The sequence below is a fragment of the Streptomyces europaeiscabiei genome (assembly GCF_001550375.1).
Taxonomy (GTDB): domain Bacteria; phylum Actinomycetota; class Actinomycetes; order Streptomycetales; family Streptomycetaceae; genus Streptomyces; species Streptomyces europaeiscabiei.
Map to the genome: position 1 here is coordinate 1 of NZ_LRTR01000508.1, position 18,146 is coordinate 18,146.

13 protein-coding genes and 1 pseudogene are annotated in these 18,146 nt (G+C 70.8%); 6 read left to right on the plus strand and 8 right to left on the minus strand.

Translation table 11 applies throughout. The annotated features are described in order from the left end of the window. A pseudogene (locus tag AWZ10_RS24650) lies at positions 1 to 1,768 on the plus strand (hypothetical protein); the annotation flags it as partial. Positions 1,769 to 1,837: 69 nt separating this feature from the next. Here AWZ10_RS24650 and AWZ10_RS24655 read toward each other — a convergent pair. The 4 genes from AWZ10_RS24655 to AWZ10_RS24670 form a co-directional block, all read right to left on the minus strand. Continuing rightward, on the minus strand, positions 1,838 to 3,388 hold the full coding sequence (locus AWZ10_RS24655; RefSeq protein ID WP_060892056.1) for a GMC family oxidoreductase: 1,551 nt from the start codon (positions 3,386 to 3,388) through the stop codon (positions 1,838 to 1,840). A gap of 63 nt (positions 3,389 to 3,451) precedes the next feature. After that, complete coding sequence (locus tag AWZ10_RS24660; protein WP_060892057.1) at positions 3,452 to 5,044, minus strand: APC family permease; 1,593 nt, start codon at positions 5,042 to 5,044, stop codon at positions 3,452 to 3,454. A 134-nt stretch (positions 5,045 to 5,178) separates the two neighbouring features. Then, positions 5,179 to 6,645 carry an aldehyde dehydrogenase family protein gene (locus AWZ10_RS24665; RefSeq protein WP_060892058.1) on the minus strand — a complete coding sequence of 489 codons (1,467 nt, stop codon included), beginning with the start codon at positions 6,643 to 6,645 and terminating at the stop codon, positions 5,179 to 5,181. Positions 6,646 to 7,130: 485 nt separating this feature from the next. After that, complete coding sequence (locus AWZ10_RS24670) at positions 7,131 to 7,682, minus strand: hypothetical protein (RefSeq protein ID WP_046706878.1); 552 nt, start codon at positions 7,680 to 7,682, stop codon at positions 7,131 to 7,133. A 418-nt stretch (positions 7,683 to 8,100) separates the two neighbouring features. Here AWZ10_RS24670 and AWZ10_RS24675 point away from each other — a divergent pair, with 418 nt between their 5' ends. From AWZ10_RS24675 to AWZ10_RS24690, 4 genes are read left to right on the plus strand one after another with little or no spacing between them, the layout of a single operon-like run. Then, the gene (locus tag AWZ10_RS24675; RefSeq protein ID WP_060892059.1) at positions 8,101 to 10,977 is read left to right on the plus strand and encodes a nitrate- and nitrite sensing domain-containing protein; all 2,877 of its coding nucleotides are present in this window, start codon (positions 8,101 to 8,103) and stop codon (positions 10,975 to 10,977) included. Beyond that, positions 10,974 to 11,411, plus strand: a complete 438-nt coding sequence (locus AWZ10_RS24680) for a roadblock/LC7 domain-containing protein (RefSeq protein ID WP_037701234.1) — start codon at positions 10,974 to 10,976, stop codon at positions 11,409 to 11,411. The genes AWZ10_RS24675 and AWZ10_RS24680 overlap by 4 nt, the downstream gene beginning before the upstream one ends. 9 nt (positions 11,412 to 11,420) lie before the next feature. Further along, a complete protein-coding gene (locus AWZ10_RS24685) occupies positions 11,421 to 11,816 on the plus strand; it encodes a DUF742 domain-containing protein (protein ID WP_046706880.1) in 396 nt (131 codons plus the stop codon). Between the two features lie 57 nt (positions 11,817 to 11,873). Continuing rightward, positions 11,874 to 12,479: a GTP-binding protein gene (locus AWZ10_RS24690; RefSeq protein ID WP_046706881.1), complete on the plus strand. Its 606-nt coding sequence runs from the start codon at positions 11,874 to 11,876 to the stop codon at positions 12,477 to 12,479. A gap of 127 nt (positions 12,480 to 12,606) precedes the next feature. On the opposite strand, the gene glpK is transcribed toward AWZ10_RS24690, so the two are convergent. The 4 genes from glpK to AWZ10_RS24710 form a co-directional block, all read right to left on the minus strand. Continuing rightward, a complete protein-coding gene (glpK, locus tag AWZ10_RS24695) occupies positions 12,607 to 14,127 on the minus strand; it encodes a glycerol kinase GlpK (RefSeq protein ID WP_046706882.1) in 1,521 nt (506 codons plus the stop codon). 47 nt (positions 14,128 to 14,174) lie between these two features. After that, a complete protein-coding gene (locus tag AWZ10_RS24700; protein WP_046706883.1) occupies positions 14,175 to 14,960 on the minus strand; it encodes an MIP/aquaporin family protein in 786 nt (261 codons plus the stop codon). 775 nt (positions 14,961 to 15,735) lie between these two features. Continuing rightward, a complete protein-coding gene (locus AWZ10_RS24705; protein WP_046706891.1) occupies positions 15,736 to 16,926 on the minus strand; it encodes a lipid-transfer protein in 1,191 nt (396 codons plus the stop codon). Then, positions 16,923 to 17,348: a Zn-ribbon domain-containing OB-fold protein gene (locus tag AWZ10_RS24710; RefSeq protein ID WP_060892060.1), complete on the minus strand. Its 426-nt coding sequence runs from the start codon at positions 17,346 to 17,348 to the stop codon at positions 16,923 to 16,925. Before AWZ10_RS24710 ends, AWZ10_RS24705 begins: the two co-directional genes overlap by 4 nt. A 260-nt stretch (positions 17,349 to 17,608) precedes the next feature. On the opposite strand from AWZ10_RS24710, the gene AWZ10_RS24715 reads away from it, so the two are divergent. Continuing rightward, positions 17,609 to 18,145 (plus strand): NUDIX domain-containing protein, encoded by a 537-nt coding sequence (locus tag AWZ10_RS24715; RefSeq protein ID WP_046706885.1) that lies wholly within the window; start codon positions 17,609 to 17,611, stop codon positions 18,143 to 18,145. Position 18,146: the final 1 nt, after the last annotated feature.

An 18,146-nucleotide genomic window follows, 5' to 3' on the forward strand; every position in this document is an offset into this window, starting at 1 on the left:
CCGCGCCACCCAGCGCGGCGCCGACGACGCCCGCCGCACCGCACGTGCGCTGCGCGCCGAGCGCGCGGAGATCGCAGGCGCCCCCGACGACGTACCGGAGACGGACTCCGATGCGCAGAAGCACCCCCTCGCGGCCCTCCGCGAGGCCTACCGTGCCGCCTCCCAGGTGTACGAGAAGGTCGGCGTCGGCGCCGATCTGCGCGCCGAGCAGGCGCGGGCCGAGAGCGACGAGAGCTCCGCCATCGCCGACCTCGGCCGGTTGACCAACAAGGTCCGCAACCGCGCCGAGCAGCTCCTGCAGTCACCCGACGGCTCCGACGGGCCCTCCCGGCAGGCCGCCGCCGCCCGCGCGGAGGAGCTCGTCCAGCTCCTCGAAACCCGTGTGTCCACGTCGAGCGAGCAGCTCGGGCGGCTGCGTGGCGAGGCCGAGCGGCACGCGCCCGAGGACGGCACCGCGCACACCGAGCTGCCCGAGGAGCTGCTCCCGCGCGACGCCGACCACGCCCAGGCCCTGCTGCGCACCGCCACCGCGGAACTCGCCTCCCGCGCCGAGGCGCTGACCCGGGCCCGCGAGGCCCACGCCGAGATGCTGACGTCCCACCGCGCCGCCGAGGACGCGGCCGGCGGCTTCGACGAGACCGCCGCCATGCTCCGCGACCTCCTCCGTGACCACTCCACGGACGACGACCAGGAGGAGCCCGAGCCCTACCCCGGCGGCCCCGAAGAGGCCCGCAACGCCGCCACCGAGGCCCGTCGCTCCCTGCGCGGCTGCGCCGCCGACCTCTCCGCAGCCGAGGCCGCCGTACGCGAGGCGAGCGACGTCCTCGTACGTCACGCCAACTCCACGCGCTACGAGCAGGTCCGCACGCCCGCCCGTCAGCAGATCCGCGAGCTGCCCGCCTCCACGCTCCCCGAGCACGCCCAGAAGTGGGCCGACGCGTTCGCACCCCGGCTTCGGGTCCTCACGGACGAACTGGCCCAGCTGGAACGCAACCGGGACTCGATCGTCGACCGGCTGCGGGGCCTGGTGGAATCGGCCCTCGCGACGCTCCGCTCCGCCCAGCGGCTGTCCAGGCTCCCCGAGGGCCTGGGCGAGTGGTCCGGCCAGGAGTTCCTGCGTATCCGTTTCGAGGAGCCCGATCAGGCCACCCTCACCGAGCGGTTGGGCGAGGTCGTCGACGAGGCGACCCGCGCAGCCGTGAAGAAGAACTCCGACATGCGCCGCGACGGCATGTCCCTGCTGCTCCGGGGCGTCGGTGCCGCGCTCCAGCCCAGGGGCATCGCCGTGGAGATCCTCAAGCCGGACGCCGTGCTGAGGGCCGAGCGCGTCCCCGTCGGACAGATGGGCGACGTCTTCTCGGGCGGCCAGCTGCTCACCGCCGCCATCGCCCTCTACTGCACGATGGCCGCGCTCCGCAGCAACGACCGGGGCCGGGACAAACACCGCCACGCCGGCACGCTGTTCCTGGACAACCCCATCGGCCGCGCCAACGCGACGTACCTGCTGGAGCTCCAGCGGGCGGTCTCGGACGCGCTGGGCGTCCAGCTCCTCTACACCACGGGCTTGTTCGACACGACAGCCCTGGCGGAGTTCCCGCTGGTCATCCGCCTGCGCAACGACGCCGACCTACGAGCGGGTCTGAAGTACATCAGTGTGGAGGAACACCTCCGCCCGGGACTGCCCCAGCAGCCCCGGGCGGGGGAGACGGCACACACGGAGATCACCGCGACACGCATGTACAAGAGGCCCACCACAGCCGCCCCCTGAGGGCGCGGGGGAACCGCGCGACCGGCCCGAACGGATCCGCGGCCACCCCACGCCCCAAGGCACCCGCCCTCAGGCGTCGGCCTTCAACAGGTCCGCACACTTCTCGCCGATCATCATCGTCGTGATGCACGGATTCACGGTCACCAGATCCGGCATCACCGACCCGTCCGCCACCCGCAGCCCCTCGACCCCCTTCACCCGCAGCCGCGCGTCGAGCGGGGCCGAGGCGTCGTCGTCCGCGCCCATCTTCACGGTGCAGGCCGGGTGGTAGACGGTGTTGTGGGTCTTGTGGATGTAGTCGAGCAGTTCGTCGTCGGTCCGGACGTCCGGACCGGGCGCCAGCTCGGCCCCGGCCCAGCCGCTCAGCGCCGGCTGCGCCGCGATCTGCCGGGCGAGACGAAGGCCGTACGTCATCACCCGCACATCGTGCTCGTGCGTGAAGTAGCGCGGGTCGACCTTCGGCTTGTCCCGGTAGTCCCGCGTGCGCAGCCGCACGGTGCCCCGGGACTTCGCCCGCGTCACGTTCGGCGTCAGGCAGAACGCGTTCTCGGAGGTGGGGTAGCCGTGCCGGGCCGTGTTCATGTCGAACGGCACGGACCCGTAGTGGAACATCAGGTCCGGCCGGTCCAGGCCCGGCTCGGTGTCGTAGAAGATGCCCGCCTCCCACCACTGGTTGGACTCGGTGGGCATCGGCTGTGCGGCCTCCCACATGATGACGCCCTCGGGGTGGTCCTGGAGGTTCTCGCCGACGCCCGCCGAGTCCACGACCACGTCCACGCCGACCTCGCGCAGCTGTTCGGCGGGGCCGATGCCCGAGAGCATCAGGATCTTCGGGGTGTCGATGGAGCCGCAGGAGACGATGACCTCACGCCGGGCGCGCACCGTGCGGGTGTGGATGAGGTCCGGGTCCAGATAGTCGGCGCCGACGCAGCGCCGCCCCTCCAGCACCAGCTTCTTGGCGTGGACCCCGGTGCGTACCTCCAGGTTCGGGCGCCTGCCCATGACCGGATGGAGGTACGCCACCGAGGAGGACTGCCGGATGTTGTTCTCGTCGGAGTTGATCTGGAACCAGTTGGCGCCCCGTACCACCGTCGTGCCCGTGTTGAAGGGCGTCGTCGGGATACCCGCCTGGACGCAGGCCTCCAGCAGGGCGTTGCCGCACGGGTCCTCGCTCTTGATGGTGCGCAGCTTCACGGGGCCGCTGCGGCCGTGGTGGTCGCCGGGCGCGTCGTTGGTCTCCAGGCGCCGGTAGAGCGGGAAGAGGTCGGCCGCGGACCAGCCCGTACAGCCTGCGGCGGCCCAGTCGTCGAGGTCTTCCGCCGGTGCCCAGAAGGCGACGCAGGAGTTGTGGGACGAACAGCCGCCGAGGACCTTCGCTCTCGCGTGCCGCATGAAGCTGTTGCCGCTGGCCTGCGGCTCGACCGGGTAGTCCCAGTCGTAGCCGGAGTCCAGCAGGCCCATCCAGCGTTCGAGTTTCAGGACGTTGTCGTCGCCGACGTCACTGGGTCCCGCCTCCAAGACGCACACGGTGACCGACGGATCCTCGGAGAGCCGGGCCGCGACCACGTTTCCCGCGGTTCCGCCGCCGACCACGACGTAGTCGAATTCGTCTTCCTTCATGGGGAGTTGACCTCCTGCGTTGCCGTGCTGCTGTGCTGTGTCGGACCGTGGGGGGATCGCCCCTCAGTCGGCCGCCGGGGAGGCGACGGGGGCGGCGGGCGGCGCCGGTGGCGGTGTGGTCGCGGCCTCCACGACCACGCGGTGCTCGGCGAGCACGCCCGTCTTGTGCCGCTGGATGAACCAGTAGTAGGCGAAGCCGCCGCCGGCGATGATCCCGACGAACAGCACCGCGCCCCACTGCAGGTACCAGTGGAAGGGGGCGGCCGCGTTGTAGACCGCGGCCCGCGGCCAGATCAGGTTGAGGGTCATGCCCCCGCCCCACAGCACGGCGAGGATGTTGACGGGGACGCCCCAGCGGCCCAGCGAGAACCGGCCGTCACCGGCGGGCTGCCACTTGCCGCGCAGCCGCGCCACCAGCATCGGCACGGTGACGCCCAGGTAGGCCAGGTAGATCATGATGATGCCGATACTGGTCACCACGGTGAAGATCTGCGGCTGACGGATGTTGACCACGAGGATCGCCAGCGCGAGCACCCCGATGATCACGGTCGGCAGCACCGGCGTCTGGAACTTCGGGTGGCACTTGGCCAGCTTCGAGGAGGCGGGCAGGTTGTTGTCCCGGGCCATCGCGAACGCCAGCCGGACAGCGGCGGTGTGGACGGCCAGGGCGCAGACGGTGACCGCGATCAGAACGCACCACAGCATCGCCTTGCCGGCCGTCGGGCCGAGCACGTTGAGCACGACGTACTGCAGACCGTCCGTGGACAGCTGCTCGCCCTTCAGGCTGGACACGCTCATCAGCGCCAGCAGCAGGATCAGACCGCCGAGGAGGAACGAGGCGACGATCGCCCGGATGATGGCGCGCGGCGCGTTGCGGGTCGGGTCCAGCGACTCCTCGCCGAGGGAGGCGGCCGTGTCGAAGCCGTACATGACGTACGCCGACGCCAGTGAGGCCACGAGGAACGCGCCCAGGTAGCCGTTGCCGTAGGCGTCTCCGGTGCCGTTGGTCTCCAGGACCACCTGCGGGCCACGGGTGATGTGCACGGCGAACAGCACGATCAGTACGACGGTGGCGATCAGCTCGATGAACACGCCCGCCGTGTTGATCCGGGCCATCAGCTTGACGCCGAAGGCGTTCACCACGGTGGTGAACAGGATCAACACCGCGGCCAGGATGACCGCGTTGGTTGCCACGTCGTACTTACCGGTGCCGTCCCCGACGAACTGGAACACGTCGGAGATCTGGGGCAGCGTCAGCTGGTAGGCCAGCGCGACCGCCGCGATCGACACGATGGAAGCGGTCAGCATCATCCAGCCGGCGAGCCAGCCCAGGTGCGGGTTGCCTATCTTCTTCGACCAGTTGTAGACCGAGCCCGCGACCGGGTAGCGGGCCGCCAGCTCGGCGAAACAGAGGGCGACCATGAACTGGCCGACGAACACCATCGGCCACGACCACCAGTAGGCGGGGCCGCCGCTGGCGAAGCCGAAGTAGAACAGCTGGAAGGTGCCGGTCAGGATCGAGATGTAGCTGATCCCGGCGGCGAAGGTGTGGAAGTTCCCGAGGGTGCGCTTGAGCTCGGGCTTGTAGCCGAACTCGGTCAGTTCGGTGTCGTCGGATGGGCTCTTCGGTCCGGTGGGTTGCTCGATGGTCGTCATGAGCGGACTCCTGGTGGGCCTTGGGGAGGAGGGGGGAGCGGCTCTTGCGGGTGCCGAGAACGGTGCAGGAGGGGTGAGGGAGGGGGAGGGGCACCGATGACGGTGCGGGAGGGTGGCGCGTGGGGAGGGAAGAGCTAGGCGAACCAACCTTGCGGTGAAGGGTCCGTGTTGCGCCAGATGTGCTTCGCCTCGCGATACTCGGCGAGCCCCGCGGGCCCGAGTTCGCGGCCGAAGCCGGACTGCTTGACACCGCCCCATTCGGCCTGCGGCACATACGGGTGGTAGTCGTTGATCCACACCGTGCCGATCCGCAGCCGGGCCGCGACCCGCTGGGCCCTGGCCTCGTCCGTCGTCCATACGGCACCGGCCAGACCGTAGATCGTGTCGTTGGCCAGCCGTACCGCCTCGTCCTCGGTCCCGAACCGTTCCACCGTCAGCACCGGCCCGAACGACTCGTCCTGGACCACGGACATCGTGCTCGTGCACTCGTCCAGGACCGTCGGCAGGTAGTAGAAACCCTCGTCGTACGCGTCGCCGCTCGGCCGCTCTCCACCGCAGCGCAGCACGGCGCCCTCGGCGATGCCCTGGGCGACGTACTCCTCGACCTTCGAGCGATGTGCCGCCGAGATCAGTGGGCCGGTCTGCGCCCGCTCGTCGAAGGGGCCGCCGAGCCGGATCTCCCGCGCCCGGCGGACGACCTCGTCGACGAACCGGTCGTGCAGCGAGTCCTCCACGAGCAGGCGGGCGCCCGCCGAGCACACCTGCCCCGAGTGCAGGAAGACCGCGGTCAGCGCCATGTCGACGGCCGTGTCGAAATCGGCGTCGGCGAAGACGATGTTCGGGTTCTTGCCGCCGAGCTCCAGGGCGACCTTCTTCACGCTCGCGGCGGCGTTGGCCATGAGCCGGCGCCCGGTCTGCAGACCGCCGGTGAAGGAGACCAGGTCCACGTCCGGGTGGTCGGAGAGCGGGGCGCCCGCCTCGGGGCCCGCGCCGAGGACCAGGTTGGCCACGCCCGCGGGCACCCCGGCCTCCTCCAGGAGGCGCATCAGATGGATCGCGGTGTGCGGGGTCAGTTCGCTCGGCTTGAGCACGAAGGTGTTGCCGGCCGCGAGCGCCGGGGCCACCTTCCAGGCCGTCTGGAGGAGGGGGTAGTTCCATGGGGTGATCAGCGCGCACACCCCGACCGGCTCGTACACGACCCGGCTGTCGACGCCCGGCTGGCCGGTGTCGACGACCCGGCCCGTCTCGGCGCTGGCCGCCCGTCCGAAGTAGCGGAAGCAGTTCGCGATGTCGTCGATGTCGTACTCGCTCTCCACCAGCCTCTTGCCGGTGTCGAGGGACTCGGCGCGGGCCAGCGCGTCCTTGTCGCGTACGAGGAGGTCGGCCACACGAAGCAGCAGGTCACCGCGGTCTGCGGGCGAGGTGGTGGGCCAGGGGCCCTCGTCGAAGGCGCGGCGTGCGGCCGTGATCGCCTCCACGGTGTCCTTGCCGCCGGCCTCGTCCACGACCGCGACCAGGCTGCCGTCGGCGGGACAGCGGATCTCACGTGTGCGCCCGTCGAGCGCGGACCGCCATGCTCCGCCGATGAAAAGTTCGGGCATGTCTCTCGTTCCTCCTGGTCAGCGCCGTACGGCAGGCGCCCTCACGGCTGGGCGCCTAACCGGAAGACCGCGTTCTATGCCAAAAAGGAGGCCGAATGTGACGGTCGACACGTCTGGTCGGAAAACTGGACATCCGAGAGAACCGCCCTCACCTGCTCCGGCAACCACGTCCGAACGGTCCCGGGGTGGCGCCGGTGACACCATGCACACCACCCTTCGGGCACCCCCCGCGACGACATGGCCGAAATGCGTACGTTCACAGGTTTCGAAAGGGGAGATCACGCGCGCGCGAGACACGGTCGAGACACAGGTGGGCCGGTACGAGGTTGCTCGATCGCGCCCCGAAGGGCCCTTGGCCGACCCCGTCACCGTCCCGGTGCGGACGCGAATCGCCCCGCGCGGCCGACGGGCCGCAACCCGTGGCGAGCCGACGGCCCGTCCGGAGGGTGGGGCCCATGCGTCGCACGGGTCCCACCCCCGGTGTCCTACGGGTGCGACAGCTGCCCGGCGCCACCCCGTCGGCGTATCCGCTCCTGCGCGCGCTCCGTGGCCCGTGCCTCGCGGCGGGTCCGCCGTCGCTCACGGCGCAGCGAGCGCGCCGTGCTGCTCGGGGCCGAGATCACGCCGTTGCGCTGGCTCCACACCTGGCGGGTCACCCAGACGTCCAGGACGCCCCAGGTCGCCGCGATCGTGCTCGCCACGCTGCTCAGCACCATGGGGAACGCCAGCCAGGAACCCGCCAGGGTGCACAGGATCGCCACCATCGCCTGCATCAGTGTCACCGCGATGATGAGGACCGCTCGCACCGCCGCCGTCCGCACCGGGTCGGGCAGCCGCCGCTTGCGCGCCGGTTCCTCGATCCACAACGGCCGGTAATGCACCCGCTCTTCGTCACCACGGGCGGAGATCCCCCGTACTTCCACCGCGACGCTCTTCCCCGTCAGGAGGCCGCGCTCCGGTTCCCGAGCGCTTCGCGCCGCCACCTCGGGCGTCGCCGCTCCGTCCCCGGGCGCTGCGCGCCGCTCCGCCGTGCCCATCAACTCGTCACTCCCCACCGCCGGTGGACCAACAGATCCGGATCCCAGGACCCGGCCCCCCACTGGTGCCCGACTTCCTCTGGTTTACGCCGCCTGGGAGCGGCATGCGGGGCCTGTGGCCCATTCCGCCCCCAATTCCCGTACAGAAAGACGATCGACGTGCGCCGAAGATTCCCACGGAACGAAAAAATCCGGCCAACCGGCCAACTTCCCCGACGGGATGCCATGGGTTCAAGTACCCGACAGGGGGAGGCAATCTCCCCCAATGGACGGACAACTCCCCATGTCTGGTTCGCCTCGGGTGCGCAGTGCGCCCGACCGGCCCTTCGAGATACGTGTGAGTCGGTAGTAGGCTCACGCCGTTTGTTGACGCACATGTGTGCCCCCGGGCCTGGCGGGGGTCGAGCTGGGGGAGGCCATGCGCTTTCGCGGGAAATCGATCCGCCGGAAGATCGTGGCGCTGTTGCTCGTGCCCCTGGTGGCACTGACCGGTGTCTGGACGTTCGCCACGGTGCTGACGGGCCGTGAGGCGAGCGATCTCTTCAGGGTGGCGGACATCGTCGAGGAAGTCGGCTTCCCCATCGAGGACACCATCCGTGTTCTCCAACAGGAACGCCGCCAAACCCTCGTCTACCTCGCCGACCCTCGGGCCTCCGGTGCGCTCGACGCGCTCGACCGCAGCCGGTCCGCCACGGACGCCGCCGTGGAGGGGTTCCGAAAGCACGCCCAGAACTCCGAGCTGCGGGACGAGATGGGCGAGGCCACCGCACTGCGGCTCACGACGATCCTGGACGCCCTCGACGGCCTGCCGTCCCTGCGCACGACCGTCGAGAGCGGCACCGTCACCGTCCCCGACGCCCTCGGCCACTACAACAACCTCGTGGATCCGTGCTTCGCGCTGTTGTCCAACCTCCCCGCCCTCGACAGCGTGGAGATGGACAAGCAGGGACGCGCCCTGGTCAACGTCGGCCGCGCCCGTGAGCTCCTCTCCCGTGAGGACGCCCTCATCAGCTCCGTGCTCGTCACGGGCCGGATCACGAAGGACGAGATCCGGGACTTCTCCGACCTTGTCGCCCAGCGCACCCTGCTGTACGACATCAGCCTGGCGCAGCTGCCCTCCTCCGAGCGCGCCCGCATCGGCGGCTACTGGAAGAACGCGAGCACCGCGCCCCTGCGCTCGGTCGAACAGGCCGTCATCGCCTCCGACCCGGGCAAGCCCCGCGGTGTCACCGCGAAGAGCTGGGACACCGCGGTCGAGCCCGTGCTCGCGGACCTCCGCGACCTCAGCGTCGAGGCGGGCGACCGTTACCAGGACCGCGTCCGCCCGCTGGCCACCAACGTCATCCTCAGGGCCGCCGTCGCGGGTGTCCTCGGCCTCTTCGCCCTGCTCGTCTCGCTCTTCATGTCCGTCCGCATCGGCCGGGTCCTCATCCGCGACCTGCGCCGGCTCCGCCAGGAGGCCCACGACACCGCCGGGGTGCGGCTGCCCAGCGTGATGCGCCGGCTCGCCGCGGGCGAACAGGTCGACGTGGAGACCGAGGTCCCGCTCCTGGAGTACGACAGGAACGAGATCGGAGAGGTCAGCCAGGCCCTCAACACCCTGCAGCGGGCAGCCGTCGAGGCCGCCGTCAAGCAGTCCGAACTCCGCAGCGGCATCTCCGAGGTATTCGTCAACCTCGCCCGCCGCAGCCAGGTCCTGCTGCACAAGCAGCTCACCCTCCTCGACACCATGGAACGCCGGACCGAGGACACCGACGAACTCGCCGACCTGTTCCGCCTGGACCACCTGACGACCCGTATGCGCCGCCACGCCGAGGGCCTGGTCATCCTCTCCGGTGCCGCCCCGTCCCGGCAGTGGCGCAAGCCCATCCAGCTCATGGACGTCGTCCGTGCGGCCGTCGCCGAGGTCGAGGACTACGAGCGGATCGAGGTCCGCCGACTGCCCAGGGTCGCCGTGACCGGCCCCGCCGTCGCCGACCTCACCCATCTCGTGGCCGAACTCCTGGAGAACGCCACGGTGTTCTCGCCCCCGCACACCGCCGTGCAGGTACTCGGCGAGCGCGTCGCCAACGGCTTCACCCTGGAGATCCACGACCGAGGCCTCGGCATGTCGGCCGAGGCTCTGCTCGACGCCAACCTCAAGCTCGCCGAGACCCCCGACTTCGAACTCTCCGACACCGACCGGCTCGGTCTCTTCGTGGTCAGCCGGCTCGCCCAGCGGCAGAAGGTCCGCGTCTCCCTCCAGCCCTCCCCGTACGGCGGCACCACGGCCGTCCTGTTCATCCCCGACGCCCTGCTCACCGACGACGTCCCCGACACCAACGGCATCGGCTTCCGCCTCGACCGCGCCCTCCCCACCCGGGAGGCCGAGCTGGAGGAGGAGCGCAACGCGGCGCTCTCCCAGGTACCGGTCCGGCTTCCGGGGCTCTCCGCCGCCATCCTGGACGGCCCGGTCGAGCTGGAGGCACCGGTCGACCTGGAGCCCCCGGGCGGCTTCCCGGGCGCCCTCGGCGACGAGAACGCCGGGCGGGGCGGACTGTTCGTGCCCCGCCGTTCCCTCACGGGCATCGCCGACGAACAGCAGCAGCCGGCACGCGACCGCGATGGGCAGCAGGCGCCCCTCACCGACCCCGACCCGACGCTCGGCCCCGTACCGCTGCCGCAGCGCCGGACCCCGCACCTCGTCAGCTCGCACGGCCGTGCCGTGACCGGATCCAGGGCGAGGCACGCGGAGGACGAGCCCGAGCAGGGCCGTACGGCGGGCCCCGAGGGGAGCGCCGACACACGGCCGTTCACCGCCCTGCGCGGCGACCGTACCGAACCGCCGGCCCACCCCGGAACCGACCGCCCGGGACCCGCTGTCCTCCCCGGGACACACCGCGCCGGTGCCCTCCCTCCGGCCGGGTACGAGGGCCCCACCCTGCCCCAGCGCCGCCGTACGGCCGCTGCGGGCGGCGCGGTCCCGACGACCTCGCAGTACGGTGTGGGCGGGCCGACCCCGCGTGCGGACACGGCGGACGACCAGGCAGAATCAGCTCCGGGCCCGCTGCCCCGTCGCGTCCGACAGGCCAACCTGGCACCGCAGTTGAAGGCCGGCCCCGACCGGCGCACCGAACGCGAGAGGTCCCGTCCGGAGCGGCGCTCGGATCCGTCCGAACGCGATGCCGACGAGGTACGCAACCGTATGGCCTCGCTTCAACGGGGCTGGCGCCAAGGCCGCGAGGAGAACTCCGAGGGCGACGACGCCCAGGACGTCTCAGCACCAAGAGGAACGACTAAGGGGGACGGTCGATGACCGCACCGAAGGCCGAAGTGCACACCGCGTCCGGCACGTCCGGGGAGCTGAACTGGCTCCTGGACGACCTGGTCCAGCGCGTCGCCAACATCCGCAAGGCGCTGGTGCTCTCCAGCGACGGACTGCCCACGGGCGTCTCCGAGGACCTCACCCGAGAGGACAGCGAGCACCTGGCCGCCGTCTCCTCCGGCTTCCACAGCCTCGCCAAGGGCGTCGGCCGGCACTTCGATGCGGGCAGCGTCCGGCAGACCGTCGTCGAACTCGACGAGGCCTTCCTCTTCGTCACGGCCGCCGGTGACGGCAGTTGTCTCGCGGTCCTCGCCGACGCCGACGCCGACATCGGGCAGGTCGCCTACGAGATGACTCTTCTGGTCAAGCGGGTCGGCGTGCACCTGGGCTCGGCCCCGCGCACCGATGTGCCCCAGGGCGGGTAGTGGGATGGCATGAGCCGAGACGGTCAGGGAAGAAGCCACTGGTTCGATGACGAGGCCGGACCAGTGGTGCGTCCGTACGCGATGACACGCGGCCGGACCAACCACGCGATCCAGCACCGCCTCGACCTGATCGCCGTGGTCGTCACGGAACCGCACGTCGACGACCCGGAGGAGGACCACTCCCTCTCCCCTGAACACGTCCGTATCGTCGAGCTCTGCCGTGACACCCCTCAGTCGGTGGCCGAACTGGCCGCCGAGCTGGACCTCCCCGTCGGAGTCGTCCGCGTACTCGTCGGAGACCTCGTGGACGAGGAACTCGTCCACGTGACCCGCCCCGTTCCACCGGCCGAGCTGGTGGACGAGAGCATTCTGCGCGACGTGATCAACGGCCTCCGGGCGCTCTGAGCAGCGTGGAAACGGAGTGGATACGTGACAGCCAACCATCCAGCAGGAGAAAGACCGATGATCCTCGGGCGCACTGAGCGCGGCACACCTCCGGTCGAGCCCGTCACGCTCAAGATCCTCGTGGCCGGCGGTTTCGGCGTGGGCAAGACCACCTGCGTCGCCGCGGTCAGCGAGATCAAGCCGCTGCGCACCGAGGAGGTGCTCACCGAGGCCGGCCGCCCGGTCGACGACATCAGCGGTGTGGAGAGCAAGACGACCACCACCGTCGCCATGGACTTCGGGCGCATCACCCTCCGCGAGGACCTGGTCCTGTACCTGTTCGGGACCCCCGGCCAGGACCGCTTCTGGTTCCTCTGGGACGAACTGGCCTCCGGTGCCCTGGGCGCGGTGGTGCTGGTGGACACGCGTCGTCTGGAGGACTGCTTTGCCGCAGTCGACTACTTCGAGCGGCGCTCCATACCCTTCGTGATCGGTGTCAACTGCTTCGACGAGGCCGCACGGTACCCCGCCGAGACGGTCCGTCAGGCCCTCGATCTCGATCCCGAGGTGCCGATCGTGCTGTGCGACGCCCGTCGACGGGACTCGGTCAAGGACGTCCTGGTCTCCGTGGTCCGGCACGCGATGGCGCACGCGACGGAGCACCGCCAGCCCGCCACCACCTGAAGCACGGCCCGTACCCCCGCCGACAGGGGTACGGGCCGTGGCTTCATGACACGCGCGCGTGGACATGTTCCGCGTTCCGCGCGGACGAACACGCGCGCGTGCTCGATCTCAGTTCACGTCGTCGTCCTCAGCGCACTTCGTCCTCGTGCCAGCCGAGGCTCTTCTCCACCGCCTTGCGCCAGTTGTGGAACTCACGGTCACGGACGGACGCCTCCATGGACGGCGTCCACTCGACGTCTTTGCGCCAGTGCGACTTCAGCTCGTCGAGGTCGTTCCACACCCCGGTCGCGAGCCCGGCCGCGTACGCGGCACCCAGGCAGGTCGTCTCCGAGACCCGCGGCCGGATCACCGGCACGTCCAGGACGTCCGCCTGGTGCTGCATCAGCAGGTTGTTCCTGGTCATGCCGCCGTCGACCTTGAGGGTCGTGATGCGCACCCCGGAGTCCTGGAACATGGCGTCGACGACCTCACGCGTCTGCCAGCTCGTCGCCTCCAGCACCGCGCGCGCGAGATGTGCCTTCGTGACGTACCGCGTCAACCCGGTGATGACCCCGCGTGCGTCCGAGCGCCAGTAGGGGGCGAACAGACCCGAGAACGCGGGCACGATGTATGCTCCGCCGTTGTCGTCGACGCTGGCCGCCAGGGGCTCGATCTCGTCGGCGGTACGGATGATGCCGAGCTGGTCGCGGAACCACTGCACCAGGGCCCCCGTGATCGCGATCGACCCCTCCAGGCAGTACACCGGCGCCTCGCCGCCGATCTTGTACCCCATGGTCGTGAGCAGCCCGTTCTTCGACGGCACAGGCCGGTTCCCGGTGTTGAGGAGCAGGAAGCTGCCGGTGCCGTACGTGTTCTTCGCCGTGCCCACGTCGTAGCAGGCCTGCCCGAACACCGCCGCCTGCTGGTCGCCGAGCGCCGACGCGACGGGTACGCCGGCGAGCGGGCCCACGGCGGTGCCGTACACCTCGGCGGAGGACCTGATCTCCGGCAGGACCGCCTCCGGGACGTTCATCGCGGAGAGGATCGAGGCGTCCCACTGCAGGGTCTCCAGGTTCATCAGCATGGTGCGCCCGGCGTTGGTGACGTCGGTGACGTGCCGGCCGCCGTCCGTACCGCCGGTCAGGTTCCAGATCAGCCAGGAGTCGATCGTGCCGAACGCGATCTCGCCGCGCTCGGCACGGACCCTGAGGCCGGGGACGTTGTCCAGCAGCCAGGTGGCCTTCGGCCCCGAGAAGTAGCTGGCCAGCGGGAGACCGGTCTGCTCACGGAAACGATCCTGTCCGTCCGTGGCGCCGAGTTCGTTGCAGAGCGCCGAGGTACGCGTGTCCTGCCAGACGATCGCGTTGTGCACGGGCTTGCCGGTCGTGCGGTCCCACAGGACCGTCGTCTCGCGCTGGTTGGTGATGCCGAGCGCGCTGATCTGCTCCGCGCGCAGGCCCGCCTTGGCGATCGCCCCGGCCACCACCGCCTGCACCTTCGACCAGATCTCGGTGGCGTCGTGCTCCACCCACCCCGGCTTGGGGAAGATCTGGCGGTGCTCACGCTGGTCGACGGCGACGATGGCGCCGCCGTGGTCGAAGATGATGCAGCGGCTCGAAGTGGTGCCCTGGTCGATGGCGGCGACGTACTTCTGGGCGTTGTCCGGCATGGCATCCCCTTACGTCTTACGTCGATTCACGTCTTACGTCGGTCGCGTCAGAAGGCCGCGTTGTAGATGAGGCCCGCGAGGGCGCCGCCGACCAGGGGGCCGACGACCGGGATCCAGGCGTAACCCCAGTCCGAGGTGCCCTTGTTCGGGATCGGCAGGAAGGTGTGCACGATGCGCGGGCCGAGGTCACGGGCCGGGTTGATCGCGTAGCCGGTGGGCCCGCCGAGGGAGAGACCGATGCCGACGACCAGGAAGGACACCAGCAGGACCGAGATGCCGGAGCCATAGATTCCGGCCTCCTCGCCGGGGATCTGGCCGATGCCGATGCCCGTGTTCCGTCCGAGGGCGAGGATCGGCAGGACCAGGGCGATCGTCGCGATGACCTCCGTGATCAGGTTGGCGGCCGGGTTCCGGATCTCCGGGATGGTGGAGAAGATCCCCAGGGTCGGCGTCGGCTCGTCGGCCGTGCCCTCCGCGGTGCCCTCCTTGCGGACGTTCGCCTGGAACTGCGCGAGATAGACGAGGTACGCGAGGACCGCGCCGAGCATCGCGCCGACCATCTGGCCGAGCAGATACACCCAGACCTTGTCCCAGGTCCCGGTGTCGACCGCGATCCCCAGCGTCACCGCCGGGTTGAGGTGCCCGCCCGACAGGGGCGCGGCGGTGTAGGCGCCCGCCAGCACGGCGAAGCCCCAGCCGAACGCGATGACGATCCAGCCGGACGCCCTCGCCTTCGAGAATCTGAGAGTGACGGCGGCGCACACACCGGCGCCGAAGAGAATCAGGATCGCCGTACCGATGACCTCACCGACGAATATGTCTCCGTTGCTCATGGCGGCTCCTTGGCCCGGCCCGGAGTGATCGACCCCGGACCTTCCGTGCAGGGTGCGTTCCCATGGCTACTTCAGCCGAAGGCAGGGAGATCCCGCGCCCCGCCCGGCGTCCGTGACGAGCGTGCCGTCGCAGCCGAATCGCCCACGGGGGATGGCCCGTTGCACGGGCGGGAGCCCGAGCGGCGCGGTGCGCAAAGAGGCCCGAATGCGGCGATGCCGACCGACACCGGAAGTGTTCACCGGCACCCGGAGGGCGTCAAGAACACGGACGGCAACGGTTGGGGGCGGCCACGGGGCGCACCCACCCGCGCGGGCCCGAACCCGGGCCGACCGGACACCGAACCGGGCGGGGCGAGGCACGGCGCGACAGCGGCCCCTCGCCCGGACGGGCGGGCAAGGAGGAACCGAATCGGCACGGCCGCCGCTCGCCCAGCGGTGACGCGTCCAGCCCGACCGGGTCGGTGCCGAGGTCCACGGGCAACCGCAGGAGTACCTCACCGCCCCCGACCCCGTCCGCGCGGATCTCGCAGCCCTCGCCCCGGAGCACGGCGACCGCCTCCGGCAGGGCCGGCCGCGGCACAGGTGTGTACGACGGCGACACGACGTCGAGGGTCACCTCCCGGGGCGATCGTCCTGCCCTCGTACGGCTGCGGCAGCCGGCGATTGCGTGGCCGCCCAGGTCGGCGAGCCGCGGCCCGGCCCGCCTCCGCAACGACGTCACCGGCCTCCGTGCCCGAGGAGCGCCGAGCGCCGAGCGCCGAGCGCCGAGCGCCGATCACCGAACAGCGACCACCGCCGACCCGTGCCCGAACAGCCCCTGGTTGGCGCTGATGCCCACCCGCGCCCCCTCGACCTGCCGGTCGGTCGCCTCACCCCGCAGCTGCCACACCAGCTCGCACACCTGGGCGATCGCCTGCGCCGGAACCGCCTCTCCGAAAGAGGCCAGCCCCCCGCTCGCGTTCACCGGTATGCGTCCGCCCAGCGCCGTCACACCGTCCCTCAGCAGCTTCGCGGCCTCGCCCTCGCCGCACAGCCCCAGGTCCTCGTACCACTGCAACTCCAGTGCCGTGGACAGGTCGTAGACCTCGGCGAACGAGAGATCCCCGGGCCCGACGCCCGCCTCCTCGTAGGCCGCCCGCGCGATCGACGCCCGGAACGCCTCCTCCGGCGGCGCCACCGCGACCGCCGAGTCCGTGGCGATATCGGGCAGATCCAGCACCGTCTGGGGATAGCGGGGCGACACCGTGGACACCGCCCTTATCCGCACGGGTTCGGCCACGCCGTGCCGCCGCGCGAACTCCATGCTCGACAGCACCAGTGCCGCACCCCCGTCCGAGGTCGCGCAGATGTCCAGCAGCCGCAGCGGATCGGCGACGACGGCGGAGGCCGCGACCTCCTCGGCGGTGACCCGCTTGCGGTAGCGCGCGTACGGATTGAGAGCCCCCGCCGCGGAGTTCTTCACCTTGACCCGCGCGAAGTCCTCCGGTGTGTCCCCGTGCACCGCCATCCGTCGCCGCGCGTACAGCCCGAAGTACGTCGGATTGGTGGCACCGAGGACCCGGAACCGCAGCCAGTCCGGATCGTCCGCCCGGTCCCCGCCGGCCGGCCGGAAGAATCCCTTCGGAGCCGAGTCCGCGCCGACGACGAGCACCACGTCCGCGAGGCCCGCGAGGATCTGGGCCCGCGCGGTGCCGACCGCCTGAGCCCCGGACGCGCAGGCCGCGTACACGCTCGTGACCCGGGCCCCCTGCCAGCCCAGCGCCTTCGCGAAGGTCGCCCCCGCCACATAGCCCGGATAGCCGCCACGCACCGTGTCCGCTCCGACGATCGAGCCGACGTCCCGCCAGTCGATCCCCGCGTCGGTCAGCGCCGCACGCGCAGCCACCGTCCCGTACTCGACGAAACTCCGTCCCCACTTGCCCCACGGGTGCATGCCCGCGCCCAGCACCGCCACCTCGGCCGTCATGCCCTCGCCCCCGTCGGCCTCCAGTGCCACGTCGTCCAGGTCGTCTCCGCGTCCTCGTTCAGCACGCCGGGGACGACCTCCACCTCCATGCCCACCGCCAGATCGGCGACGGTCACCCCGGGAACCGCCTGCCCCAGCACCACGATGCGTTCTTCGGCCAGTTCCACAGCGATCAACGCGTAGGGTTCCCACGGAAGTTCCGGATCGGACACGTAGGGTGACGGAGGCCGGTACCGGCCGTCGGTGTACGACCACACACGGCCCCGGCGCGACAGCGGGACCTCGTGCAGGTCACCGCCCGGACAGCCCGGGTTGCGGCAACAGACGTCCTCACGGGGGAAGAACACCGAGGCGCACGCCGCACAGCGTGTGCCGAGCAGCCGGAACCCCTCGCCCTCCCCGGTGAACCAGCCGACGACCACAGGTGTGCGACTTCGCGACAAAGTCCCTCCCCGGCGAGCAGATCTGATGGACCGTCAGAATTCTCCCACGGCCGTCTCGAATTGGGCAGGCCACGGGAGAACCAACGGGGCCCCGCCCGCGTCGCAGTATCCGGAGGGTCGGCCGGGGCCCACGGGGGTGGTTCCGGCCGGCCCTCTCCTTGTACCCACAGGCTCCGCGGCGTGGCGCATTGACCCGCCCCGGTAAGACGACGAGCTGATGATCGGATACAGTCCGCCGCGTGTCCGCGAATCAACACCCACCCGCCAACTCCGCACCGGACTCGCATTGTTCGAGATGCGGAGCGCCCTACGGAGAGGGCGTGTCCGGCTGGCCCCGCACTTGCGAGGCCTGCCGCACCGTGGCCTACCGCAATCCGCTCCCCGTAGCGGTGGCCCTCCAGCCCGTGTACGACACCAAGGGCACAGCCCTCGTCGTGATCACACGGACCATCGCTCCCGCGCGCGGGGGCACCGCCCTGCCCGGCGGCTTCATCGACCACCGGGAGGACTGGCGGCACGCCGTCGCCCGTGAACTCAAGGAGGAGACGGGCATCTGCGTGGCCGACCGCGAAGTGCGCCTCGCCGACGCCATGAGTTCACCCGACGGTCATCTGCTGCTGTTCGGGCTCCTCCCGGAGCGCCCGGCCGCGACCCTGCCACCGCCCGTCGCCACGGACGAGACGGAGGGCTGGCACCTGCTGCGCCGACCCACCGAACTCGCCTTCCCCCTGCACACCCTGGCCGTCCAGGCCTTCTTCGATGGCCGCTACATCTGAG